Below are 23,284 nucleotides of genomic sequence, written 5' to 3'. Positions count from 1 at the left end.
TATATTGAACTTTATGTTTACAACTCGCTTCGTTGCCTTTACGATAATGTTAAATCACATTTAACTAATTTGCAAAGGAGTGTTCTCTGTGAAATTCTTTTCTTCCAATTTATCGATTTTATTACTCGGTAAATTCATGTCACTGTTCGCATCCAACTTATTTACGTTCGTGGCGGGACTCACGGTATTGACGACGACTGGATCTGGATTACAATTCGCCTTCGTCTTACTGGCGGGCACATTGCCACGCGTACTTTTGTCGCCATTTGCCGGCGCTTATGCGGACAAACTTGACCGAAAACGAGTCATCATCAAGATGGAGTCTTTGAACGGGGGATTATTTTTACTCGCAGGTGTGGGAAGCTTGCTTTGGACGTTTGAAGCACCCGCTTTTTACGTCATCACATTCTTCTTATCCATCGTTTCCACTTTCTTATCGGTCACGTTATCGAGTTCAATCCCCCTCTTATTTGAGGAAGATGAACTGCAACGCGCCAACTCTCTCATTCAAAGTATCATTTCCATTTCAAGCATCGGTACCCCGCTTCTTGCCGGGGCCCTATTTAAACTCATACCGATTCCAGCGTTTTTATTCAGCTCAGCCCTATTCTTCATGATTGCCGCCTTGCTTGCTTCCCGACTCGCATTTCATCAGAAAGAGGTTGCGCCAACCGAACAATCGACCTGGGAAGATGTACGATCTGGTCTCTCTTATTTGAAGCAGCAACGAGTTTTATGGACAGTTGCCGTCCTCGCCGCATTTTTGAACTTCTTCTTTGTCGCATCGGAAGTGTTGTTCCCGATTGCCGCGTTACAAGAAGTCGGTGTGTCCCCGTTTCAATTCGGACTCCTTGAAAGCATGGTCGCCATTGGTTTTTTAGTCGCTTCCTTACTTCATGCCTTACCGTTATTCAAAATCAAACATCGCTTAGCAACGATGCGATCCGCGTTGACCATTCTTAGTGTCCTGTTCGCCGGACCTGCCATTCCATTATATTTTAACTTCAACGTCCTCACGTCGATATTCTTTTTCGCTACATTCGCTTTATTGAGTGGTTTCTTAATCGTACGTGTCAACATCCCGATTCAATTGTTCCTCCAAACGAATACGGATCCAAACTATTTAGGACGCGTGATCGGGGTACTCGAGTCACTCGCGATGGGGATTACACCGATTGGCTTTATCCTATTCGGGGTATTGAGTGACCTCGTCTCGGTTGCCCATCTCTACACCGCTTGCATGGTGGGTCTACTCATCTGTACGTTCGTCCTAACGTACCGAATCCGGCATGACATCCAAGCAGAACGAGATGCAGCCCAGTCAATGGAACGTGTATCGTAACGAAAAAAGACATCGAACGAATCAGTTCGATGTCTTCTCTGTTGACGGGAGTACCCGTTTTTCTAATAAAAATGGTCCGAATGGGATGACAGATGCCATGACAGCAAGCGTCAAAACTTTGAATCCCCAGCGCAAGCGCCATGCCATGTAGATCGCTGCGAGCACGTAGGCCACAAATAAGAAACCATGTGCTGCACCAACGATACTGACCGCGAGTGGAATACCGGCCATATATTTCAACGGCATCGCGATGAACAGTAACAACAAGAAGGATACACCCTCTGTGTAGCCAAGCCATTTAAAATGAGTCGTAGTCATATGCGTTCTCCTTTATTTCTGTAGGCTATATCTATCGTAGCCGAAACGTGAGAGGTTTGTCACAAGAGAACGCATAAAAGTTACGAGGCTATTTGACGATTTGGTGAACGATGTAACACTTTCGTGTCGACAAAACGGCGAAGGAACAACCCGTCGACCCCAATTTTTCCAGCGTTATGACCGGCAACTAAAATCAAGACAGATACGATCAACATCGTTGGGTTCGTACTGACCGTTCCTGATAGTAAGAACGCCATGTTCATGACAAGTCCGAAGAATGCTGCACTACGCGTGAGGGCACCGAGCAATAATCCTAATCCGACCAAGAATTCACCGTAAGGAATCAAGACATCGAATAGCCCGGCGTTTGGGATCGCAAAGTTTTCGAGGAATGCAGCCCACCATCCAGCGACGGCCGGATGTTCTCCAGAAGCGAGTGTCACCGCGTTGTTCAAGAACCCTTCTGTTCCAAAACCTCCCGTGATTTTACCCCAACCTGCCGTTAACCAATGATAACCAAGCCATACACGTAACACCGTCAAGATGGCTGTAGCGACATTATGATTTTGCCAAAATTTCGTGAACATGATGATTCCTCCCTTTCAAGAAGTTAAATAAATTTATAATGTGATTACATTCACAATATACCATTCATGTTCACTATTTCACATACGTATTTTCCTTTGTTCATGATTCGTCCATATGTACGCCATATTCTATTCACATTCATCTACAACAAAAGACACCTGATTTAGGTGTCTTTGAAGAGATTATAGTGTCACTTCTTGTGGTGGTTGACCTTTTTTGTTCATCACGCGCATCGATTCCGGTTCGATTTTAAGGATGACAAGCTTTGGATCGTCCGGACCATCGAACCATCCTTCGAGTTTCTCGTTCCATACTTTCTCTTTCATCGATTCATCATCCGACACGGTCGCTTTACCGAAGATCTCTAAGTAAGTGTCGCCCACGCCATCTCCATCATAGCCGATTAAAATATGCGTATATGGATTCTTTTCTAACTCTTCTACTTTATCTGTATCGTTCGAGGTTGCCGTGTAGAGTGTGAAATCATCATGGAAAAATGTCATGTAACGACTGTGGGGTTTCACCTTATACACGGTCGCCATCGTCCCGACATTACTTGCATCTAGAATCTTTAACGCTGTGTCTTTTGCACTCATTCCAAATTCCTCCTTCATGATTTGTCGCTCGTATACTGTTCCCTCAAACTATGGGATTAAACACAAAAAAACCTGCTCGCCGATGCGAGCAGGTATCATATTCCTTAGAAAGGAAGATTAGATTTTTTCAACGTTAGAAGCTTGTGGTCCACGAGCTCCGTCTGTGATTTCGAAAGTTACTTCTTGGCCTTCTTCAAGTGTTTTGAAGCCGTCGCCTTGGATTGCTGAGAAGTGTACGAATACGTCGTCTCCGCCTTCCATTTCGATGAAGCCGTAACCTTTTTCTGAGTTAAACCATTTTACTTTACCTGTGTTCATGAATGAACCCTCCTGAAATAAACGCTATGCGTTATAGTAGTGCCTTACTAGAAAAAACTTGACCAAAAAAAATACAAGCCTCTGGATTATCTAATGAAAAATAATCCCAAGCACTTGTGAATTATGATTCCAGCTATTCTTAATTAAGCACATATTGAATATAACACGACTAGATGTTTCTGTCTAGTAAATACTTCTGATTGCTAAAAAACAAGGTGAAACGGGTACATGCTAGAGAAGATGATGCTAGGAGGATTTATTATGAAAAACGTAAAGGACCCACAATCAATCGCATCGATGATTGCCTCTTATTCCGCTTGGCCGGAAGAAGACCTCATCCAGCGAACACTCGAATGGCACCGCTCCACGCGCGAGACATCTTACTCAGAGCAGCAACAATCCATCCCTTGCCGAATTCCAATGACTGAGCGCATTACGCCTGTTCAAACGTCACTCCCGCTCGAACAAATGGACGGAATGGTTCGTCCTGTTTGGATGCGCCGCCTCGATGCGGAATATTTGAACCTAATGCAGGTCACAAAACAACGTGTTGATGTGACAGACTATGGCGCCGTCGGGGACGGACAAACGGATTGCACGCTCGCTTTTCGTCTCGCCCTCCGCTCGAACCGCCGCGTCTTTGTCCCGGCAGGTGTGTATATCGTTCGGGGCATTCGCCTTCCTTCGAACTGCGTGTTAGAAGGTGCCGGACAGGACGTCACCATTCTAAAACTATCGGATCGTGCGCCAAAGCATCGAAGACTGTTACGAAACGCCACCCCATTTGCGGGAAACCATCATATCGAGGTATGTCACCTGACACTCGATTGGAACGTCGCACGATTAGGCGATGTGAAACGGACGACGAGCGGTGACACGACATCGAGCGCCTTGACGTTTGCCCATGTGACGTATGGCTGGGTGCATCATGTGACGGCTAAAAATGCCGGTCTTCATGCGTTCGACATCACGTCTCCACATTATCATTACTTAGGAGACGGCCTCCGTGCCGCAAACGGCAGTCGGTATATTCATCTTGATCATCTCGAGGCGACGAATTATGGGGATGACGGAATCACCACACATCACAGTGATGCCATCTACATCACGAACTGCTATTGTCATCATCCTCACGGCCGAACACACGCCGTTGGATTCTCAAACTCGAACGGCATTGAGATCGACGACGGATCGCGGCACGTCACACTCGTAAACAATAAAAGTGAAGGGTGTTTTGGCGGAATCGAAGTAAAAGCACATGGGACCTCATCTGCCGCACACGACGTTCATATCTTCGGCCATCTTTCGGTGCATGACAATCGTTCATTTAACTTCCGTCACATCGGTCATCATTTAGCAGACGATCCGAACTCAGAGACAGCCCGCTTCCTATCAGGCACAAACTTAGTGTCCGTCGAGCCGGTTCACAGTTCACTCTATACAAAATCCTCACCACGAAGCCTGGTTGTATCGGCCTATCAGGACGTCTTGATTCATGGTTTGACTGCAATCGGCGACCCGACCTACGATTACGAACAACATCCGGCACTTGCGATCCAATACAAATCGAGACGCGTTCAACTGAAACGAATCGCCGTGCGCGGGTTTACCACAGCCCGAGCTGACCTCGAACTATTTGGGGGAGATAACCGCACCGATGAAGTGACTATCGATGCCTTACGATGCCAAGAATCTGCACCCATCGCTCTAAAAATCGGTCGTCAACTTGAACACCTTGCTCTTCATCAGATTGAAGGACAGAAAAAAAGCGGAGATGTTCTCATCTCCACGAAAAGTCCGATTGAGGTGCATGATCTACTCGCTCAAGGATTTTCAGATCGGGTGCGCTCAGACGTGTGAGCCGCTTCCACGAGTTGATTCAGTTTGGCATCATCAAGTTGAAGTGAACTCTCTTTTTGTTTGGCCATCATGCGGACAATCGCTTTGTCTAAAAATCCCATTCGTTCAAAGTCATACCCGCTCCCGACGACCTCGACGAAATAGGCATGTTCGCGGAGTGATTCACGGTAGGCTTCTTCTAGCTCGCGAATCCGCTCCGATTCCGTCGGTGTCCCGGCACACAAATATAGAGCGAGAGGATGCTCTAGCAAGTGTGCTTCATGAAGCGTCAACCATTCTTTCATCTCGTCCTGGATGGTACCCATCCGAATCGAACTACCGACGATGACGTGATCCACCGTCTCCCACATGACGTTCGGCTCTTCTACGATATTTTGGACATGAACGTCTCCCGATAACCGTTCAGCGAGTAAAGACGCTACCTTTTCACTCGTTCCATATCTGGAAGAGTACGCGATTAAAGTACCCATGTCGTTCCCTCTTTTCATGTCAGACGTTACTTACACTATTCCCGAATCGTGAGAAGAAGATACGCGACCACTCAAAAAAGCTCGCCGTCTGGCGAGCTTTTCGTCACAGTTTATACACTTGTGCTTCGTAAGGACGAAGGGTGAACGGTTCAATCGGTTCCATGTTTCCGATGACGCGTTCTTTTACGTCATATGGTAAGTCACGTTGTTGTGTGTCACCTGAGAAGTTACAAAGCACGAGCCATGCCTCTCCTTCGAACGAACGTGTGAACGCATAGATTGCCTCATCTTCCGGTAATAACAGCTCATACTTTCCATAGACAACGAGCGGATTGGCTTTACGGAGCGCAATCAATTGACGGTAGTAATGGAAGAGCGAATTCGGGTCTTTCTGTGCCGCTTCCGCATTGATATCGACATAGTTCGGATTGACCTCGATCCACGGCGTCCCTGTCGTAAATCCACCATGTGCTTCGTCTGACCACTGTACCGGTGTGCGTGAATTGTCACGTCCTCGCTCATGGATGCCACGGAAAATCTCGTCGTGCGTTAACAACCCTTTTGATGTGTAATCACGGTAGGCGTTCAACGTCTCAATATCTCGGTACTGATCGATTGAATCAAACGCGACGTTCGTCATGCCGAACTCTTCCCCTTGATAAATGTAAGGTGTCCCTTTCAATAGATGAAGAAGTGTCGCAAGCATCTTCCCGGAACGGACGCGATATTCAGGCGAATCGTTCCCGAAGCGCGAGATGGCACGGGGCTGGTCATGATTACTCCAGTACAGGCTGTTCCATCCTTCCTCTTCGAGCCCTTCTTGCCAACGCGAAAAAATCGTCTTCAGCTCAGTCAACTTCCAGTCTGTCGGATTCCACTTCCCGAAGCTCCCGTTCCCGACATCCACATGTTCAAAATGAAAGACCATGTTCAGTTCGTTTCGGTCTTCACCCGTATAAAGTTTTGCTTCCTCTACACTGACCCCTGGCATCTCCCCGACCGTGATCGTGTCATATTTCGATAAGACTTCACGATTCATCTCCTGCATGAATTCATGGATGCGTGGTCCGTTAAAGAAGAATGGTGTCCCGTCTCCATACCCCGTTCCTTGCGTTTGACCGTCTGGATAGCTCGGGTCTTTTGAAATCATATTGATGACGTCCATCCGGAACCCGTCGACCCCTTTATCGAGCCAATATGTCATGAGGTCGTACACTTCACGACGAAGCGTCTCGCTTTCCCAGTTCAAATCCGGTTGTTTCTTACTGAAGAGGTGGAGGTAGTACTCATCACTCGCCTCATCATACTGCCAAGCGCTGCCGCCGAAGAAAGCCCCCCAGTTCGTCGGAGGTTGACCATCTTTCCCTTTTTTCCAAATGTAATAGTCACGATATGGGCTGTCTTTTGAAGAACGTGACTCCATGAACCATTGGTGTTCGTCCGAAGAGTGATTGACGACGAGGTCCATCATGATTTTAATCCCGTGACGGTGTGCTTCTTCAAGCATCGCATCGAAGTCATCCATCGTACCAAACTCGTCCATGATGGCACGGTAATCACGAATATCGTATCCATTGTCGTCGTTCGGTGAATCGTATACCGGCGAGAGCCAGATGACGTCGATCCCGAGTTCTGCCAAATAAGACATCTTCTCCGTGATTCCTTGAATGTCGCCAATCCCATCACCGTTTGAGTCATTGAAGCTACGTGGATAAATTTGATATACGACCGCTTCTTTCCACCATTGTTTCATGTTACGTCCTCCTTGAAGTTCATTTCCGTTTCAACGCTTTCATCGTACTGCCTCCAAGGAATCATGACCATCCATGATATGATTAAGATATGTACAATCTTGCTATTAAAAGAGGAGATTATTATGGAAATCGGCTTTTGTGGCTATTCATACCATACAACGACTTATACTTTTCCATTTGCTAATCGACTTGATACGTATCTGATTCGCTTACAAACGGCAGGAACGGCTCGGATTGTGGTCAATGGGGAAACGATGATCACACGACCTGGTGACGTATTGATTGTTCGTCCGGGTGACTTCTATGAAATGCATGTCGATACACCCGCGAGCGGAGACTATCATATCTTCTGTACCGGGCATTCAATCGATACATGGTGGCATGCGACTCCACGGGGGCGATTGAATACCATCGCCATCGATTCACGCCTTCTTTCGCTATGGCAACACATTACGGAAGAAGTGCGCCGTCCACCGTCTGAACAAAGTGCCGTTTTAATTGAAACACTCGTTCAAGCACTCCTACTCATGCTCGATCGTTCGATTCAAGATGTGCATTCCCAGGCGCGACCTCCAGTCGTCTCTCGTATGATGCGCTTTATCGAAGCACACGTCACGAGTGACTTCAAAGTTTCAGACGTCGCCGACGCCGTCGGACTCAGCGTTTCACGGACCGTTCATCTCTTTAAAGAAGGGACCGGGATGACAATCATCGAATATGCACAATCGATTCGCTTACAGCTTGCCGAAGAGCAAATGCGCTATACAAAACATTCGTTAGAAACGATAGCGGAACTGTCTGGATTTCGAAGTTATCCATATTTCCACAGAATTTTTAAACGAAAATATGGCGTAGCACCAGGGGTTTATCGCACTCTTCAACAAAAAAACGAAAAAAAATAAAAAAAGAGTGATCCATTTTTTGAACCGCTCCGTTAGATGGGTGTAAATAACGACAACACTCACTTACGAAAAGGAGCGATTACCCATGAAGAAGAAGAAGACGTTAAACAAAATCGTAGCACCGGCACTAGCCTTAGGACTACTCGTACCAGTCAACGCACAGGCAGCGGATCACACGCCGACAGCAAGTACACCAGCAGGTGACCTTCGCGCCACACTCGATCAACTCTTATCTGAGCATTACGTCTTAGCCGTCACATCGATGATGAAAGGATACGACGAGGCAGCAGATGCTGAGGTCGCGGATCAAGCACTCGATCAAAACGCGCTCGACATGACACCAGCCATTGCTTCCATCTACGGTGAAGAAGGCGCTGCACAATTCGAGGAAATCTTCCGTGGTCATAACGACTACTCAGCTGATTTCGTAGAAGCGGCAAAATCAGACAACCAAGAACTACGCATGGAAGCGGAAGCGGAAGTCGATGAGTTCGTAGAAGAATTCTCAACATTCCTCGACGCAGCGACAGAAGGGAACTTACCGAAGGACGCAGCAGCTGATGCACTCGAACTTCATGAAGACCAAGTCCTCTCTGTATTCGATAACTATGTCGAAGGAGATTACGAAGAAGCTTACATGACGTTCCGTGAAGGCTACAAGCACATGTTCAACATCAGTAAAGCTCTCTCGGGTGCAATCGTCACACAAATGCCTGACAAATTTACAACTGGGGCCGACACACCAGCTGTTGAACTCCGCTCAACATTGAACAGTCTTGCAGGTGAGCACTTCGCCCTCGCTGCGATCGGTATGCAAAAAGGGTACGACCAAGCAGAGGACTATGACTACGTGACATGGGCAGAAGACCAGAACACACTCGACTTCAAAGCAGCCATCGCATCCGTATATGGTGACGAAGGGGCAGCACAGTTCGAGAAAGTATGGAACTCCGATCACATCACAGCACAAGGTGACATCGTTGCCGCTACACTCGAAGGCGACGAAGCGATGATTGAAGATGCGCGGATGCGCCTCGACCAATTCGCTGTCGACTTCAGCACATTCCTCGATGCAGCAACAGAAGGTAACTTACCACAAGCTGCCGGTGAAGAAGCAATCAAACAGCACGAAGCGCTCGTACTCGACACATTCGATCAATATGTCGCTGGCGATGCAGAAGCGGCTTGGATGTCATTCCGTGAAGGATATGCGTTCATGTTCGGTGTTGGTGAAACACTCGGTAACGCGATCGTGACACAAATGCCTGACAAGTTCGAAGAAACAATGATGCCTGAAGAGATGCCTGAAACAGGTCTCGGTGGTGCACAAGAACAATCAATGAACACACTCTACGCTGGATTAGCTGTACTTGGCGGAATCTTACTCGCCTTCGTAACGCTTCGCAAACGTAAAGTGTCTGAACAATAATCAATAAGGAGGGAGTCCCATGAACAAGCGCCTTTTGTTTCTGGCGCTCTCTCTCTTTTGTTTTAGCTTCTGGACGTGGACGAGCGCCCAAGAATCGTCGTCACCACCTGTAGAAGAAAAACAAATAGAGGAGAGCCCGGATTTAACGGCTGAATTCTCACTTCTACAGGAAGAGGTGAAAAAGCTACGTTTAGCCGAGGAAGAAGAAAACGCCAAGGCCGTCACCCCTGTTCAAATCCAGATCCCTAAAATTGATGTCGATACGGCAATTGAACAAGTTGGGGTCCTAGACAATGGACAGATGGGCGTACCAGAAGACGAGAACCAGGTCGGGTGGTTCGAACCTGGTGTCACACCAGGGAGCAAAGGAAATGCCGTGATCGCCGGTCATGTCGACAGCAAGACCGGCCCGGCTATCTTTTATCAACTCGATCAACTCAAAGAAGGCGATGACGTTCTGATTCAAGATGAAGCGGGTAACACACTCCGGTTCCGCGTCACAAAAACAGAACGCTATGATACGAAAACCGCGCCAATCGAAGAGATTTTCGGTGCCACATCAAATCGGAACTTAAATTTGATTACCTGTTCGGGTACGTTCGGGGACGGGGGCTATGATGAACGATTCGTCGTCTATACAGAGCTGGTGGATACCGAACTGAACGAAACTGTCGATCTCGAGACACCGACGGCAGTCGAACTAAAAGGTAACTTATTGACATGGCACGCCGTTCGTCAAGAGAGCGTGATTGGATATCGGATCTATGAAGTCATCGACGGAAAAGCGACTCATATCGAAAGTATCCCATCCCATGCACGAAAAAGTATCGAGGTCACAAATGAGAACAATGCATCCTACTACGTGACTGCGATTGACCAACTTGGAAATGAGTCGAAACCGTCTCAGACAGCGAAGTAGGCACGAAACGTCCTTAGATAAACGCTAAGGACGTTTTTCTATTTCCCATGTATAGTGAAGATAGCAACACATACATCAACTTTAGGATAAGGAGTTTACACGTCATGAGGACTCAACTTTCATCACCTCTCGCCAGTCAAGTAAAAAGAAGAATTCGCGCCATTTGGGGTGTGACCGATTCACACTATTGGTACCCTCTATCGACTGCTGGGCGCCCCGATGTGATCGCATTCGATAGTGACTATATTGAAGAGGATGATCAAAAAATTAAGGAAATCCAACAATGGATATCGCGTCGAGGCGCGGATGTCGTCTTTGAACTACATGAGGACCTTACGCTCTGGCAAATCGATACCGATTCCTTGGATCCTTGTTATGACGGACGTTATCTAGAACGTTATTGGTTTGACCAACACATGAACTGGGTCATTTACGCATCTCACGAAAGTACGATTAGCTTTGGGGGGAACGAATTGATTACATCGCTCCAGTCCTCTTGGCCAGATTGGCAGGAACATCTATCTGTTATAGACCATCGCTTCATTGAATGATGGACCCACAAAAAAACGCACCCATTCATCAATGAGTGCGCGGAACTTATACGAAGCAAGGAATTTGCGGGTTGAACGTCTTGTTGTTCTCCGTCATGATCTGCTTTTTAATTTTGCCTTCTCCAAGGTAGACAATCCGGTCGGCAAGTGCCTCGGCATCTTCCTCATCGTGCGTTACGAAAATCGTTGTCGTACCTGTCTGCTTCAAGAGACGACGCAAATCGTCGCGAATCCGGTGTTGAAGTGACGTATCGAGGTTACTAAATGGTTCATCTAGAATCAACAGTGCTGGTTTCGGTGCGAGCGCACGCGCGAGCGCGACACGCTGTTGTTGTCCCCCACTAAGTTCGTACGGATAACGGTGACGGAACTCCGTCAAGTTGACGAGCGCGAGCATCTCTTCGACACGCGCATTCCGCTCCTTGCGGTTCAGTTTATGAAGACCGAATCGAATGTTCTTTTCAACGGTCATGTGCGGGAAGAGTGCGTAGTCTTGGAAGACCATCCCCACGCCACGATCTTCTGGCGGCATGAACTGACAATCGTCGCAACAGACACAGTCATTCACGACGACGACGCCCTGGTTCGGCATCTCGAGTCCTGCGATCAAACGGAGAATCGTACTCTTCCCCGATCCGCTGTCCCCAAGAAGCGAGACGATTTCACCTTTTGTAATCGAAATCGAGAACCCTTTGATGGTCTCTTCATGCGCACCTTTATAGCTAAAATGTAAATCGTTGATTTGAACGAACATTAGTCGGCCTCCTTATCAAGCACCTTATGGGAAACGAATATCAACAGTCCACTCATGAGGACGATGACGATGGAAGCGAGTGCCGCTTCGTGAATCTTCTCATCACTCACGTATTTGAACGCCTGTGTCGCAAGCGTCGAAAAGTTAAATGGTTGTAAAAAGAGCGTCAATGGCAACTCTTTCATAATATCAATAAAGACGAGGATAAACGCGCTCATGATGGCGCCTTTGATCATCGGGATATCGACGCGGAAGAACGTCTGGACCGTATTCCACCCAAGCATACGGGATGCTTCCGTGAATGACTTCCCGACCTTCTCAAACCCGCTCTCGATCGAGTTGTAGCCGATGGCGAGGAAGCGGATGACGTAGGCAAAGATGAGCATGATGAGCGTCGTGCGGAACACGAACGTTTGACTCAAGTCGAGCGCCCGTGCCAAATTGAGCACTTTGTCATCGAGCCACAAGAAGAGCGTGATGACCGCAATGGCAATGGCCGCTCCCGGAATCGAATACCCGAGCGTCGTCACTTTCGAAATGACACGCGTCATGTTCGACGGGAAGAGTCGTGTATAGTTCGCAATGATGAGTGCGAACAGTAAGATGATCACGGTTGCGGTAAAGGCGACTCGTACCGTATTCCAAACGAGTTGCCAAAATTCTTCCGTGAAGACCGTATCGAACGTCAGAAACGTCCATGCCGTCAACTGCGTGAACGGAATGACGAATGCAATCGCAAAGACGAGCGAAACATATGCGAATACCGCATAGCGATGCCAGCCTTGCAGCGGTCTCGGTTTGAGCGGCTTTACTTTCGTCGAAGCGTAACTGAACTGCTTCCGTCCCCGGACGAGTCGTTCCATCGTCAAAATAGCGATGACGAGAATCATGAGAGTGCCCGCAAGCTTCAGCGCCGACGACGTATCCTTCATCCCGAACCATGTGCTAAAAATAGCGGTACTGAACGTCTGGATCCCGAAGTATTTCACGACACCATAGTCGTTGAGCACTTCCATCAAGACGAGACTGACACCGCCGATGATGGCGACTCGAGAAATCGGAATGACGACGGTGAAGAAGATGTCCCATGAGCCGCGACCGAGAATCCGTGCGTTCTCAATCATCGAGGATGACTGGTTATGCAGAAACGCTCGTGTAATCGTATAAATGTATGGATAGAGGAACAACGTGAAAATAAACACGGTTCCTTGAATCGACATGATGTTGAAGTACGACTGATCGACGGTGATCCCGAACTGATTTCGTAGCGTCGTTTGGATCACCCCGGTGTAATTTAAAATGCCGTGATACGTATACGCCCCGATATAAGGCGGAATCGCGAGCGGCAGGATGAGTGCCCATTTAAAGAAGCGACGGAACGGGAAATCATAAACGGTCACGAACCAAGCGAGACTCGTCCCGATCACGGTCGTCAAGACACCGGTAGCCACCATAATGAACAACGTGTTTCTCACGTAACGGGGCAACAGGTACTCCTGAATGTGCTGCCAATTGTCATTGACCGGGGCGAACAATTCGACGAGCACGACAATTCCCGGCAAGACGATCAATAAAATCGCGAGAAAGCTAAGGATCGCCCATCCATTCAGTTGTCGTTTTACTGCGTGCCAGTTCATGTCGTACCGCTCCCGTTCTGTAAACTATCAATTCCTGTCCCATCATATCAGTTTCTGTGCATCCCGTGTAGCGCTTAGGGTGTGAAGAACGCAAAAATCTCCGGCCTGAACTCTCGTTCAAGCCGAAGTCATCTTACTTCCAACCCACTTCGTTAAAGATGCGGATTGCTTCTTGTTGGTTTTCACCAAGTGCAGAGAGGTTGATGTCTTGCTCTTTGAACTCGCCCCATGATTGAAGAAGTTCGTTCGGCTCAACCGACTCGTTGACTGGATATTCGTAGTTCACACTCGCAAACTTTTCTTGTGCTGACGGTTCTGACATGAACTCCATCAATTTTTGAGCGTTTTCTGTATTCTTCGATGCTTTCGTCATCGCGATACCCGAAATGTTCACGTGTGTGCCTGTTGTATCTTGGTTCGGGAAGAAGACACCGAGCTGTTCAGCGACTTTCTTCTCTTCTTCGTCTTCAGAATTCAACATGAGCCCCATGTAGTACGTGTTCATGATGGCCACGTCCCCTTCACCGGCGACGACCGCTTTCGCTTGGTCACGGTCGTTCCCTTGTGGGTCGCGTGCCATGTTGTTCACTAAGCCCTTCGCCCACTCTTTCGCTTCATCGACCCCGTTCACTTCGATGAACGATGCGAGGAGTGAGATGTTGTACATGTTTTCAGATGGACGGACGAGTACTTTGCCGTTCCACTGTTCTTCTGTCAACGCTTCATACGTCGACAAATCTTCTGGTTTCACGCGATCTTTTGAGTAGACGATGACACGCGCACGTTTCGTCAAACCGAACCATTCGTTGTCCGTGTCACGATATTTTTCAGGAATGTTTGACTCAAGCTCATCGCTATCGACCGCTTGAAGATGTCCTGCTTCTTTTGCCTGATACAAGTTTCCGGCATCTGCTGTGATGAAGAGGTCTGCTTCTGTGTTTTCGCCTTCCGTGTTCAAACGCTCGAGAAGTTCGTCACTCTTTCCTTCCACCACGTTGACTTTGATGCCTGTTTCTTCTTCAAACTGCTTGTATAATTGTTGATCGACATCGTAGTGGCGACTCGAGTAAACATTGACGACGTTCGAATCGTCTGAGCCTTCATTTGAAGTTGTCTCATCTGTGCTTGCACAAGCGGCAAGGAGCGATGTCGTTAACGCTGCTGAAATTCCTAAAGCTGCATATTTTTTGTTCATCTGTCATTCCCCCACGTTCGGTTATTTCTCTCTGGTAATGATAATTACTCTCAGTACCTATCATCACTGATAATCATTCTCACGTCAAGACTTTTCTGCAATCGCTATCACACTAAATGTGTACTTGGTGACAGTTTTGAGGACATCATTTCTTGACTTTAAAAGAATACGAACGATATAGTAAAATCAAACAAACCGTCTGGTCGGTACAGAAAGAGGTGAAGATATGTCAAACCGATCGAACGTTACAAAGCAAAAGCTGTTGGATGCGGCAACCGACATCATCATGAACCACGGCGTGCATCAACTTACCTTAGATGAAGTCGCCAAGACTGCGGGTGTATCTAAAGGGGGACTTCTTTATCATTATCCTTCAAAAGAAGCGTTGATGACGGCGATGGTCGAACGATTACAACAAGAACAAAACGAGCTATATGCTTCATTGCAAGATGAAGGCCATGGACCTGTCGAGGCATTCGTTCGTCTATTTGATGAAACGAAGTTGCATCCTGAGCGTGCTGCCATCCAAATCGACGTCGAGAAGATGATTGCATTTCTCACGTTGTTCGAAGTCGACCAAGAGTACGCCAATCGTTGGAAACATGATTTAGATACGTTCTTCGCACAGTTCCAACAAACGGCTGATCCGGTGGAAACGATGATCATTCGTTATGCACTCGAAGGTATGATGATGTCCGAACACTTCGGTGTCGGTGTTCCCCCTACCGAACTCAAACAAGCGATTATCGCACGCTTGATTGAACGAGCCCACGACATCGATCGTGAGTCATAAAACAACATAATAATAGAGGAGATTAAAAACCCATGCAGAAAATCACGTCCTTCTCCGTCAACAACAAGTTTGCGGTTTGGTTGATGACGATCATCTTGACGGCCGCCGGTCTTTTCGCCGGTCTGACGATGAAGCTCGAGACGTTACCGGACATTACGACTCCGACCGTCTCGGTCACAACCATTTATCCAGGTGCATCCCCTGAGCAAGTGCTCGAAGAAGTCAGCACCGTGTTAGAAGATCGTCTTCAGAATTTAAATGGTGTGGAACAAGTTCGTTCTTCGTCATTCCAAAACGCTTCGAACATCCAAATCGATTATGATTTCAGTACCGATATGGATGAAGCGGAACAACAAGTCAAAGATGCGTTAAGTAACGTCGAACTACCTGAATCGGCACAAGAACCACAAGTGTCGCGTCTCAGTTTCGACGCTTTCCCGGTAATCGGGGCTGCCATCTCGGATGAGAGTCTTGATTTGGCCGAATTGACAAAACTCGTCGAGGAAGAAGTGCAGCCTGCTCTTGAAGGAGTGGAAGGTGCGCAAACCGTCCAAATTGCCGGACAAGAGATTCGCCGCGTCGAACTTCAATTCGACCAAGAAGCGCTCGCAGAATACAATTTGACAGAAGATACGGTCAAACAATTGATTCAAGCGAATGACGCTCGAATTGCGCTCGGGTTATATGAATTAGGTGATACGGAGCAAGCGGTCGTCATCGACGGCAAGTCGGAGACGCTCGAAGCGTTCCGCGACATCCAAATCCCTTACTCACCAGCACAATCAACGCCGACGACACCGTCTGCCCCGACTGAATTGCCACCTAGTCAAACGCCAGACGTGCCAACAGAGGTCCCGACGGAAACACCATCGGCATTACCACCGAACGTTCCGACGACGGTTCCGACTGTCGCGTTGAGTGAACTTGCGACAATCGAGGACAAAGGAATCGAAGAATCGATTTCTCGCTCGAACGGTGAACGTTCAATCGGCGTACAAGTGACGAAGACACAAGATGCGAACACGGTCGATGTCGTCAACGCCGTCAAAGAAGTATTGAATGACTTCGAAGCTGAAAACGATACGGCGAATGTATCAATCACACTCGACCAAGGACAACCGATTGAAGAGTCGGTCGAAACCATGTTGTCTAAAGCATTACTTGGTGGGTTGTTCGCTATCCTCATCATCTTAGTGTTCTTACGTAACTTCCGATCGACGATCATCGCCGTCATCTCGATCCCGTTGTCGCTTCTCATGGCACTCATCGTCTTGAAGCAGTTGGATATCACGTTGAACATCATGACGCTCGGTGCGATGACCGTTGCGATTGGGCGCGTCGTCGATGACTCCATCGTCGTCATCGAGAACATTTACCGTCGACTCACGCGTTCGAACGAACCACTTCGCGGTAAAGAGTTGATTATCGCGGCAACAAAAGAAGTATTCATCCCGATCGCCTCGTCGACCATCGTCACGATTGCAGTATTCTTGCCGCTTGGATTTGTCACTGGTTTTGTCGGTGAACTGTTCTTGCCGTTCGCATTGACGGTCGTCTTCGCATTACTCGCTTCGTTACTCGTGGCAATCACGGTCGTACCAATGATGGCCGACTCGTTCTTTAAAAACCGCGACAAGTTGAAGCCAGAAGAAGGTCCAGGCAAGCTCGCGGAATGGTATCGTGGCGTCTTGAACTGGTCACTGAACCATAAACTCGTCGTGTTCGGTCTCGCGACTGCCCTATTGATTGGTAGCTTTGCCCTTGTCCCAGCGATTGGGGTCAACTTCTTGAATCAGGATTCGGAGAAGACGTTGTTCGTCACGTTCGACCCAGAACCTGGTCAAACACTTGAAGATTCGATTGCCGCAGCAGAAGTGGCAGAAGAATACTTCATGGAAGAACAACCGAACGCAACCGATGTTCAGTTCACGGTCGGTGGAGAGAACCCGCTGAACCCCGGAAACAACAAACAAGGAATCTTCATCGTTCAATATGATCCAGATACAGAAGACTTCGCGGATGTGAAGTTAGCTGATATCGAGAAGTTGAACGAACTCGCTTCGAACGGGGAATGGAAAGAACAAGACTTCTCAGGTGGCGGCGCAACGAGCGGTGTCACATACAACGTCTATGCCAACTCCCTTGAAGATCTAGAAGCCATCGTGCCGACTTTCATCGAAACGATTGAAGAGGAAACGGATTATGTCCGTCAAGCGACATCTGACTTACGTGAGTCCTATGTACAATACACGTTCAACGTCGACCAACAGGCCGCTGCAGAAGCCGGTGTGTCGGCAGGTCAAATCGCGCAAGTCATCAGTCAGTTCCAGGCACCAGAAAGTCCACTTACAAGTGTCACAGTGGATGACAAACAGTTAGACGTCGTCATCCCGAACGAGCAAGTGACGTATGACAGTGTCGATGACCTGCAAGCACAAGAAATCACGACACCGTTCGGACCACGCCCGATTTCAGACTTCATTGAAATCGAAGAAGGCACAACACCGGACACACTCGTCGAGCGCGACGGAAAACTGCTTGCGCAAGTAAGTGTTGAACTCAGCACAGATAAAGCGACAGAAGCGTCTGCTGCGATTGAAGAACGCGTATCGGACATCGAGCTCCCTTCTGGCGTCTCGTATGATGTCGGCGGTGTAACGGAACAGATTCAAGAATCGTTCACTCAGCTCGGTCTTGCGATGCTCGCCGCAATCGCCATCGTCTACTTGGTGCTCGTCATCACATTCGGTGGGGCACTCACGCCATTCGTCGTGTTGTTCTCACTACCGTATGCGATCATCGGGGGACTTGTCGCCCTCCTCATCACGGGTGAAACGATTTCGGTTTCTGCCTTGATCGGGGCACTCATGTTGATCGGGATTGTCGTCACGAACGCCATCGTTTTGATTGACCGCGTCATTCATAAAGAAGAAGCTGGTTTATCAACACGTGAAGCGTTACTTGAGGCAGCGGGCACACGCCTTCGCCCAATCTTGATGACCGCACTCGCGACAATCGGTGCACTCGCACCGCTCGCACTCGGTCTCGAGGGTGGGGCACTCATCTCGAAAGGTCTCGGCGTCACCGTGATCGGCGGACTTACAAGTTCGACGCTCCTCACGTTGCTCATCGTACCAATCGTCTATGAGTTCTTCGCACGATTCCGTAAGAAAAAACAAGCGTAATCAAAAGAGAGTCGACTCATTCGAGTCGGCTCCCTTTTTTTGCGTTCAATAACACTGCATAATGATTTCGGTTTCTCCAAACCGTTTGGCACGGAGAGCATCTTCCGGAATGAGAAAATAAAGAATACCCGAATCCCCGAACATGACGTCTAACTCCTCAGACGTGTCCATTTGAAACAATAGGAAAGGATGATCGAATCGTTCCCCATATGTTTCTTGTATCTCTTCAAAAACATCACCTTGTACTTCACTCGGATGTCCACCGATTGCATGAAGTTCTTCTTGTTCGAATCGTTCGAGTAACCGATCGTACATCTCTTCGTCGAGCAGCTCATATAAACTGTATTCATTCTCTGCATAGCTTTCTTTAAAGGAAACGGCACGTTCATTCAATGCTTCTCCAACCCGCACTCGCTCAAGTTGCGTTTCTTCCGTATACAAGACACGCCAAAGATGACGCTCGTCCTCATCTCCCCAAGGTTGTTCTTCCAAGTCATAGAAGAAAGACAACAAACCTTCTTTTGGGAGTGCATCCACGGATTCAAACTCAGCTAAATCATTTAAACGAAACTGGGCTAAAAACGTCATATTCTCCCCAGGGTGCAAGTCAGCATGTGACAAATCAGGATGCCCACCGAATTTTGAATGGCCGATTTGAACTTCTTCTCGTGTGGTTCGTGGTACAAGCGTCAAATTGACCCGCTTCGTGAACGCACGTAAAATGTCTTCACCGTTTTCTAATCCATGCTCTTGAATAAATTGCTCAATCGTTTTTAGTTCCATCTCGACACCCCGCTTGTTTATGATAGATGTAGTATATCATGCCGAACGTATGTACCCCTTGTCTTTTTTGTTGTACCCTTTTCTTGACCTCTCTCGTTGAATTTGAGAAGATTCATACGTTTTGAATGACGTGAAAGGAAGTCATGTATATGAAATTATTAAAATGGATGATTGGGCTCGCTCTTTTATTCGGACTGAGCACACTCGGCAATTGGATGGTCGAAACGTTCGCTTGGAAAGTACCGGGCAGCGTCATCGGCATGGTACTGTTGCTCATTCTCTTAGTAACAAAAGTCATTCGGGTGGAATGGATTGAGGACAGTGCTGGATATTTGACGAAGCATCTCGCCTTCTTCTTCATCCCCATTGCCGTCGGCCTTATGGCGTACGGCACTTTGTTAAAAGCTGCCGGTATCCCGCTCCTTATCACGTTACTCGCCAGCATGGCGATCGGTATGGTCGTGACGGCGTTTGTTTCCGGGAAAGAAGGTGAGACATCATGACATACGTTTGGATCGGATTGACGATTCTCGTGTATTCGCTCAGTCGTCGACTTTCCATGAAGTGGGCATCTCCGTTCACCAATGTCGTCTTCTTAAGTACAGCGATTCTGATTCTCTTGTTACTCGTGACAGGACAGTCCTATGATGCGTATGAACCGGCTACCGATCTCATCACCATCTTACTCGGTCCGGCGACTGTCGCCCTCGGGTTACCGCTCTATCGCAACTTACCCGTATTACTCGCACGTGCAAAGCGAGCACTGAGCGCGATTGTCATCGGGTCACTTTCCACAATCTTTGTGGCTGTACTTTTCGGCAAGTTATTTTCGTTCACCGAAAACGTATTGATTGCACTATCGGTCAAATCGGCGACGTCCCCGATTGCCCTTGAATTGGCTCGACAACTAGAAGGGGATGCAACACTTGCGGCCTCGATCGCCGTTGCCTGCGGTATTTTAGGGGCGATGCTCGGACCGGTCTTATTGACGTGGATTCGTATGGACGACCCGTTCACGCGTGGACTCACACTAGGCACAATCAGTCACGGGATTGGGACCGCTCAGGCGGCAACGGAACATCCGTTGTCCGGCGCAACAGGTGGTGCCGCGATGGGATTAACGGCCATCTTCACCTCGTTTATCTTGCCGATTCTATATCCGTTCCTCTTTTGAACAGGTCGCGTCCATCGATGGGCGCGACTTTTTTGTTTCGACTTCGATTGCGCGTGATAAACTAATGAAGATGAAACTTATTAGAGGAGGGCAATCCATGCAAGCAAAATTAATTGAACGCTTAATGACGTACGCGAAGATTGATACACAGTCTGACTTCACGAGTACGACAACACCATCGACGGCCAAACAATGGGATTTGATTCGTCATTTGGAGAAAGAATTAAAAGAACTCGGACTGACAGACGTCGAGACGGATGAATACGGCTATCTATTCGCCACACTTCCAAGTAACGTCGATTATGACGTCCCGACAATCGGCTTCCTTGCCCACGTCGATACGGCGACCGATTTCACAGGAACGAACGTCTCCCCACAACTCGTTGAGCATTATGAAGGTGGCGACATCGTCTTGAACGAGTCATTGAATGTCGTTTTATCACCAAAAGACTTCCCGGAACTGGACGGGTATGTCGGGCATACGCTCATGACAACGGACGGGACGACACTCCTCGGCGCGGACGATAAAGCGGGAATCGCCGAAATCGTCACAGCGATCGAATACTTATTGGCTCACCCCGAGATTCCACACGGGCCGGTCCGCATCGCCTTCACACCGGATGAAGAAATCGGACGTGGACCACATAAATTCGATGTCGCCCGTTTTAACGCAGACTTCGCTTATACGATGGATGGCGGTCCACTCGGAGAGTTGCAGTATGAGAGCTTTAACGCGGCCGGTGCGACCGTCACCTTCCACGGGACGAACGTGCACCCAGGTAGCGCCAAAAACAAGATGGTGAACTCGATGAAGCTCGCGATGGCGTTCCAAAACCGTTTGCCTGCTGATGAGGCACCGGAACGGACGAGCAACTACGAAGGATTCTTCCACTTGAACGGCTTCAATGGGGACGTCGAGAAGACGACGCTTCAATACATCATCCGCGATCACGACAAACAGAAGTTCGAAGCGCGTAAAGCGTTGATGGAGAAACTTGTCCTCGAATGGAAACAAAAATACGGGGAAGAACGGATTGAACTCCAGATGGAAGACCAGTATTACAACATGGCTGAGAAAATCGAGCCGGTCAAACACATCGTGGATACCGTCGCTGATGTCATGCGTGGTCTTGGCATCGAACCGAAGATCGAGCCGATTCGTGGTGGGACAGACGGTTCGCAACTTTCTTACATGGGACTCCCGACGCCGAACATCTTCACGGGTGGGGAGAACTATCACGGGAAGTTCGAATATGTCTCTGTGAATAACATGGAAAAAGCGACAACAGTCATCATCGAAACACTTCGCACATTCGCGAAACGTGCACAAGCATAACACATGCGCCTCCAATCGTTCTCTTTTACACTAGAGACATTGGAGGCGATTTTTGATGAAACATACATTTAGCATGAACCTCGGCTGGGAGGGCGGACGAAATGACGTCGGCACCCTCGAGGCCGAGCGATTAAAGACACAGATTTCAATTCCGCCAGAGATGGACGGTCCTGGAGTTGGCACGAATCCGGATGAGATGTTACTCGGGGCAGCGGCAACGTGTTATATCATCACCCTCGCAGCCGTACTCGGGCGAAGTGATTTGACTCACCGTGGCATCACGATTGATGCAGAGGGCATCGTCGATGTGACAAACGGCATCTTCACTTACGAGACAATTCGCTATGCGACAACGATTCATGTACCTACAGAGATGACCGACCGAGACATCACGCTTGTCGAGCGCATCGCGAAAAAAGCGAAAGATCAATGTATGATTTCACGCGCACTCGCAGGAAATGTAGCATTTGAGTTGAATACCGTCATTTCACGTAAAAGTGGCAATGATTTTATTTGAAGAACCTTTGAAAAAAGCGATAATTGTAAACAGACGTAATCGCTTTGTCATGGACGTACTCGTTGATGATTTGCTCGCGCCTTGCCATTGTCCTGTAACAGGAAGGATTGGAGATATTATATTTGAAAACATCCCCTGCCTCGTCTCAGAAACCTATGACTCGAATCGTAAAACCCACTTTACAGTCGAAGCCATTTCAGTCGATGGTGAACAATGGATTGGAATCAATCAAGGTCGTGTAAACGACTATGTTGAAGCTTTCTTACTCGAGAACCAGCTTGATGCTTTCTCAACCCCGAGGGGAATCAAACGTGAAATAGTAATTGAAGGTGCACGGATCGATTTTCAGATTGATGGAATCTTCATGGAAGTGAAGGCTCCGCTCAGCGAACTACTCACTATTCCTCTCCCACACTTTAAACGTAGACGATTGAAACGACCCATCGAGACAGAACGGTTGATTCGTCATCTCCACGCTCTGATTTCCACTCTACCCCAAACCGGAAGAGCAGTCCTCTTATATGTTTTTTTATATGACGCACCAATTTATACCGGTAATTCCAACCGAAAACAAGACCATCTAATTCGTCAATTGATTAACGATGCGATACCTTCCGGATTAGAAATATGGCAACTGAACTGCACTATTTCCCCTGAAGGAATTCGTTTACTTCGTTGCTTTGACACAACGTCTCACTTCAAGTAACCAAATGTATTAAGTGAGACGTTATGTTTTTACTAAACATATGATATGTTGGGAATTACCGAATAGAGTCATTTTTCACTTCCACTTTTTACGCGACTGCGCGATTTTCAAAAACGTGATACAATACACGTCGTAAACTAATCAGAAAAACGAGGGA

The 23,284-nt window shown here is 47.9% G+C and carries 23 protein-coding genes; 13 read left to right on the top strand and 10 right to left on the bottom strand.

Going from position 1 to position 23,284, the window contains the following annotated elements; genetic code table 11:
• Positions 1-88: 88 nt before the first annotated feature.
• Positions 89-1,342 (top strand): MFS transporter, encoded by a 1,254-nt coding sequence (locus EAT1B_RS09875; protein ID WP_148209483.1) that lies wholly within the window; start codon positions 89-91, stop codon positions 1,340-1,342.
• Positions 1,343-1,363: 21 nt separating this feature from the next.
• On the opposite strand, the gene EAT1B_RS09870 is transcribed toward EAT1B_RS09875, so the two are convergent.
• The 4 genes from EAT1B_RS09870 to EAT1B_RS09855 all read right to left on the bottom strand — a co-directional run bounded on the left by EAT1B_RS09870 (position 1,364) and on the right by EAT1B_RS09855 (position 3,162).
• Positions 1,364-1,660 carry a DUF3817 domain-containing protein gene (locus EAT1B_RS09870; protein ID WP_015880430.1) on the bottom strand — a complete coding sequence of 99 codons (297 nt, stop codon included), beginning with the start codon at positions 1,658-1,660 and terminating at the stop codon, positions 1,364-1,366.
• Between the two features lie 80 nt (positions 1,661-1,740).
• Positions 1,741-2,247 carry a DoxX family membrane protein gene (locus tag EAT1B_RS09865; RefSeq protein WP_015880429.1) on the bottom strand — a complete coding sequence of 169 codons (507 nt, stop codon included), beginning with the start codon at positions 2,245-2,247 and terminating at the stop codon, positions 1,741-1,743.
• A 183-nt stretch (positions 2,248-2,430) separates the two neighbouring features.
• On the bottom strand, positions 2,431-2,844 hold the full coding sequence (locus EAT1B_RS09860) for a pyridoxamine 5'-phosphate oxidase family protein (RefSeq protein WP_015880428.1): 414 nt from the start codon (positions 2,842-2,844) through the stop codon (positions 2,431-2,433).
• A 117-nt stretch (positions 2,845-2,961) separates the two neighbouring features.
• Entirely contained in the window at positions 2,962-3,162 is a 201-nt protein-coding gene (locus tag EAT1B_RS09855; protein WP_015880427.1) for a cold-shock protein, read from the bottom strand.
• A 261-nt stretch (positions 3,163-3,423) separates the two neighbouring features.
• On the opposite strand from EAT1B_RS09855, the gene EAT1B_RS09850 reads away from it, so the two are divergent.
• Positions 3,424-5,022 carry a glycoside hydrolase family 55 protein gene (locus tag EAT1B_RS09850; protein ID WP_015880426.1) on the top strand — a complete coding sequence of 533 codons (1,599 nt, stop codon included), beginning with the start codon at positions 3,424-3,426 and terminating at the stop codon, positions 5,020-5,022.
• Here EAT1B_RS09850 and EAT1B_RS09845 read toward each other — a convergent pair.
• Both EAT1B_RS09845 and EAT1B_RS09840 read right to left on the bottom strand, forming a co-directional pair.
• Positions 4,986-5,492: a flavodoxin domain-containing protein gene (locus tag EAT1B_RS09845; RefSeq protein ID WP_015880425.1), complete on the bottom strand. Its 507-nt coding sequence runs from the start codon at positions 5,490-5,492 to the stop codon at positions 4,986-4,988. The two genes, EAT1B_RS09850 and EAT1B_RS09845, sit on opposite strands and share 37 nt — an antisense overlap.
• Before the next feature lie 103 nt (positions 5,493-5,595).
• Positions 5,596-7,245 (bottom strand): alpha-glucosidase, encoded by a 1,650-nt coding sequence (locus EAT1B_RS09840; RefSeq protein ID WP_015880424.1) that lies wholly within the window; start codon positions 7,243-7,245, stop codon positions 5,596-5,598.
• Between the two features lie 123 nt (positions 7,246-7,368).
• On the opposite strand from EAT1B_RS09840, the gene EAT1B_RS09835 reads away from it, so the two are divergent.
• From EAT1B_RS09835 to EAT1B_RS09820, 4 genes are all read left to right on the top strand, one after another.
• Positions 7,369-8,148, top strand: a complete 780-nt coding sequence (locus EAT1B_RS09835) for an AraC family transcriptional regulator (protein WP_015880423.1) — start codon at positions 7,369-7,371, stop codon at positions 8,146-8,148.
• A gap of 85 nt (positions 8,149-8,233) precedes the next feature.
• Positions 8,234-9,577, top strand: a complete 1,344-nt coding sequence (locus EAT1B_RS09830) for a copper amine oxidase (RefSeq protein ID WP_015880422.1) — start codon at positions 8,234-8,236, stop codon at positions 9,575-9,577.
• Between the two features lie 19 nt (positions 9,578-9,596).
• A complete protein-coding gene (locus EAT1B_RS09825) occupies positions 9,597-10,496 on the top strand; it encodes a class F sortase (RefSeq protein WP_015880421.1) in 900 nt (299 codons plus the stop codon).
• Positions 10,497-10,600: 104 nt separating this feature from the next.
• Positions 10,601-11,047 carry a hypothetical protein gene (locus EAT1B_RS09820; RefSeq protein WP_015880420.1) on the top strand — a complete coding sequence of 149 codons (447 nt, stop codon included), beginning with the start codon at positions 10,601-10,603 and terminating at the stop codon, positions 11,045-11,047.
• A 46-nt stretch (positions 11,048-11,093) separates the two neighbouring features.
• Here EAT1B_RS09820 and EAT1B_RS09815 read toward each other — a convergent pair whose 3' ends face one another.
• From EAT1B_RS09815 to EAT1B_RS09805, 3 genes are all read right to left on the bottom strand, one after another.
• Entirely contained in the window at positions 11,094-11,801 is a 708-nt protein-coding gene (locus tag EAT1B_RS09815; RefSeq protein WP_015880419.1) for an ABC transporter ATP-binding protein, read from the bottom strand.
• On the bottom strand, positions 11,801-13,438 hold the full coding sequence (locus EAT1B_RS09810; RefSeq protein ID WP_015880418.1) for an iron ABC transporter permease: 1,638 nt from the start codon (positions 13,436-13,438) through the stop codon (positions 11,801-11,803). The genes EAT1B_RS09815 and EAT1B_RS09810 overlap by 1 nt, the downstream gene beginning before the upstream one ends.
• A 133-nt stretch (positions 13,439-13,571) precedes the next feature.
• On the bottom strand, positions 13,572-14,633 hold the full coding sequence (locus tag EAT1B_RS09805) for a Fe(3+) ABC transporter substrate-binding protein (protein WP_015880417.1): 1,062 nt from the start codon (positions 14,631-14,633) through the stop codon (positions 13,572-13,574).
• Between the two features lie 226 nt (positions 14,634-14,859).
• On the opposite strand from EAT1B_RS09805, the gene EAT1B_RS09800 reads away from it, so the two are divergent.
• Both EAT1B_RS09800 and EAT1B_RS09795 read left to right on the top strand, forming a co-directional pair.
• Positions 14,860-15,426, top strand: coding sequence for a TetR/AcrR family transcriptional regulator (locus EAT1B_RS09800; protein WP_015880416.1), 567 nt, complete (start codon positions 14,860-14,862; stop codon positions 15,424-15,426).
• A 32-nt stretch (positions 15,427-15,458) separates the two neighbouring features.
• Positions 15,459-18,611, top strand: coding sequence for an efflux RND transporter permease subunit (locus EAT1B_RS09795; RefSeq protein ID WP_015880415.1), 3,153 nt, complete (start codon positions 15,459-15,461; stop codon positions 18,609-18,611).
• Positions 18,612-18,656: 45 nt separating this feature from the next.
• Here the strand turns inward: EAT1B_RS09795 and EAT1B_RS09790 are convergent, their stop codons facing one another.
• Positions 18,657-19,394: a YwqG family protein gene (locus EAT1B_RS09790; protein ID WP_015880414.1), complete on the bottom strand. Its 738-nt coding sequence runs from the start codon at positions 19,392-19,394 to the stop codon at positions 18,657-18,659.
• Between the two features lie 149 nt (positions 19,395-19,543).
• On the opposite strand from EAT1B_RS09790, the gene EAT1B_RS09785 reads away from it, so the two are divergent.
• The 5 genes from EAT1B_RS09785 to EAT1B_RS09765 all read left to right on the top strand — a co-directional run bounded on the left by EAT1B_RS09785 (position 19,544) and on the right by EAT1B_RS09765 (position 23,127).
• Complete coding sequence (locus EAT1B_RS09785; protein WP_015880413.1) at positions 19,544-19,897, top strand: CidA/LrgA family protein; 354 nt, start codon at positions 19,544-19,546, stop codon at positions 19,895-19,897.
• Complete coding sequence (locus EAT1B_RS09780) at positions 19,894-20,568, top strand: LrgB family protein (RefSeq protein ID WP_015880412.1); 675 nt, start codon at positions 19,894-19,896, stop codon at positions 20,566-20,568. The genes EAT1B_RS09785 and EAT1B_RS09780 overlap by 4 nt, the downstream gene beginning before the upstream one ends.
• Positions 20,569-20,665: 97 nt before the next feature.
• Entirely contained in the window at positions 20,666-21,904 is a 1,239-nt protein-coding gene (pepT, locus tag EAT1B_RS09775) for a peptidase T (RefSeq protein WP_015880411.1), read from the top strand.
• 52 nt (positions 21,905-21,956) lie between these two features.
• Positions 21,957-22,421, top strand: a complete 465-nt coding sequence (locus tag EAT1B_RS09770) for an SACOL1771 family peroxiredoxin (protein WP_041917967.1) — start codon at positions 21,957-21,959, stop codon at positions 22,419-22,421.
• Positions 22,408-23,127 carry a DNA/RNA nuclease SfsA gene (locus EAT1B_RS09765; RefSeq protein WP_015880409.1) on the top strand — a complete coding sequence of 240 codons (720 nt, stop codon included), beginning with the start codon at positions 22,408-22,410 and terminating at the stop codon, positions 23,125-23,127. The genes EAT1B_RS09770 and EAT1B_RS09765 overlap by 14 nt, the downstream gene beginning before the upstream one ends.
• Positions 23,128-23,284 lie beyond the last annotated feature (157 nt).

Source organism: Exiguobacterium sp. AT1b, from assembly GCF_000023045.1.
In the GTDB taxonomy this organism is placed as follows: Bacteria; Bacillota; Bacilli; order Exiguobacteriales; family Exiguobacteriaceae; genus Exiguobacterium.
Note: the sequence above shows the minus strand (reverse complement) of the source record. Positions and strands in the feature narration are given on the sequence as shown.

Bases quoted from the DNA above. Each gene is read 5' to 3' on its own strand.
- EAT1B_RS09830 (WP_015880422.1), top strand. From the start codon at position 8,234: ATGAAGAAGAAGAAGACGTTAAACAAAATCGTAGCACCGGCACTAGCC.
- EAT1B_RS09850 (WP_015880426.1), top strand. From the start codon at position 3,424: ATGAAAAACGTAAAGGACCCACAATCAATCGCATCGATGATTGCCTCT.
- EAT1B_RS09800 (WP_015880416.1), top strand. From the start codon at position 14,860: ATGTCAAACCGATCGAACGTTACAAAGCAAAAGCTGTTGGATGCGGCA.
- EAT1B_RS09805 (WP_015880417.1), bottom strand. From the start codon at position 14,633: ATGAACAAAAAATATGCAGCTTTAGGAATTTCAGCAGCGTTAACGACA.
- EAT1B_RS09840 (WP_015880424.1), bottom strand. From the start codon at position 7,245: ATGAAACAATGGTGGAAAGAAGCGGTCGTATATCAAATTTATCCACGT.
- EAT1B_RS09855 (WP_015880427.1), bottom strand. From the start codon at position 3,162: ATGAACACAGGTAAAGTAAAATGGTTTAACTCAGAAAAAGGTTACGGC.
- EAT1B_RS09870 (WP_015880430.1), bottom strand. From the start codon at position 1,660: ATGACTACGACTCATTTTAAATGGCTTGGCTACACAGAGGGTGTATCC.
- EAT1B_RS09845 (WP_015880425.1), bottom strand. From the start codon at position 5,492: ATGGGTACTTTAATCGCGTACTCTTCCAGATATGGAACGAGTGAAAAG.
- EAT1B_RS09810 (WP_015880418.1), bottom strand. From the start codon at position 13,438: ATGAACTGGCACGCAGTAAAACGACAACTGAATGGATGGGCGATCCTT.
- EAT1B_RS09795 (WP_015880415.1), top strand. From the start codon at position 15,459: ATGCAGAAAATCACGTCCTTCTCCGTCAACAACAAGTTTGCGGTTTGG.
- EAT1B_RS09815 (WP_015880419.1), bottom strand. From the start codon at position 11,801: ATGTTCGTTCAAATCAACGATTTACATTTTAGCTATAAAGGTGCGCAT.
- EAT1B_RS09825 (WP_015880421.1), top strand. From the start codon at position 9,597: ATGAACAAGCGCCTTTTGTTTCTGGCGCTCTCTCTCTTTTGTTTTAGC.
- EAT1B_RS09790 (WP_015880414.1), bottom strand. From the start codon at position 19,394: ATGGAACTAAAAACGATTGAGCAATTTATTCAAGAGCATGGATTAGAA.
- EAT1B_RS09820 (WP_015880420.1), top strand. From the start codon at position 10,601: ATGAGGACTCAACTTTCATCACCTCTCGCCAGTCAAGTAAAAAGAAGA.
- EAT1B_RS09860 (WP_015880428.1), bottom strand. From the start codon at position 2,844: ATGAGTGCAAAAGACACAGCGTTAAAGATTCTAGATGCAAGTAATGTC.
- EAT1B_RS09835 (WP_015880423.1), top strand. From the start codon at position 7,369: ATGGAAATCGGCTTTTGTGGCTATTCATACCATACAACGACTTATACT.
- pepT (WP_015880411.1), top strand. From the start codon at position 20,666: ATGCAAGCAAAATTAATTGAACGCTTAATGACGTACGCGAAGATTGAT.
- EAT1B_RS09865 (WP_015880429.1), bottom strand. From the start codon at position 2,247: ATGTTCACGAAATTTTGGCAAAATCATAATGTCGCTACAGCCATCTTG.
- EAT1B_RS09765 (WP_015880409.1), top strand. From the start codon at position 22,408: ATGATTTTATTTGAAGAACCTTTGAAAAAAGCGATAATTGTAAACAGA.
- EAT1B_RS09785 (WP_015880413.1), top strand. From the start codon at position 19,544: ATGAAATTATTAAAATGGATGATTGGGCTCGCTCTTTTATTCGGACTG.
- EAT1B_RS09780 (WP_015880412.1), top strand. From the start codon at position 19,894: ATGACATACGTTTGGATCGGATTGACGATTCTCGTGTATTCGCTCAGT.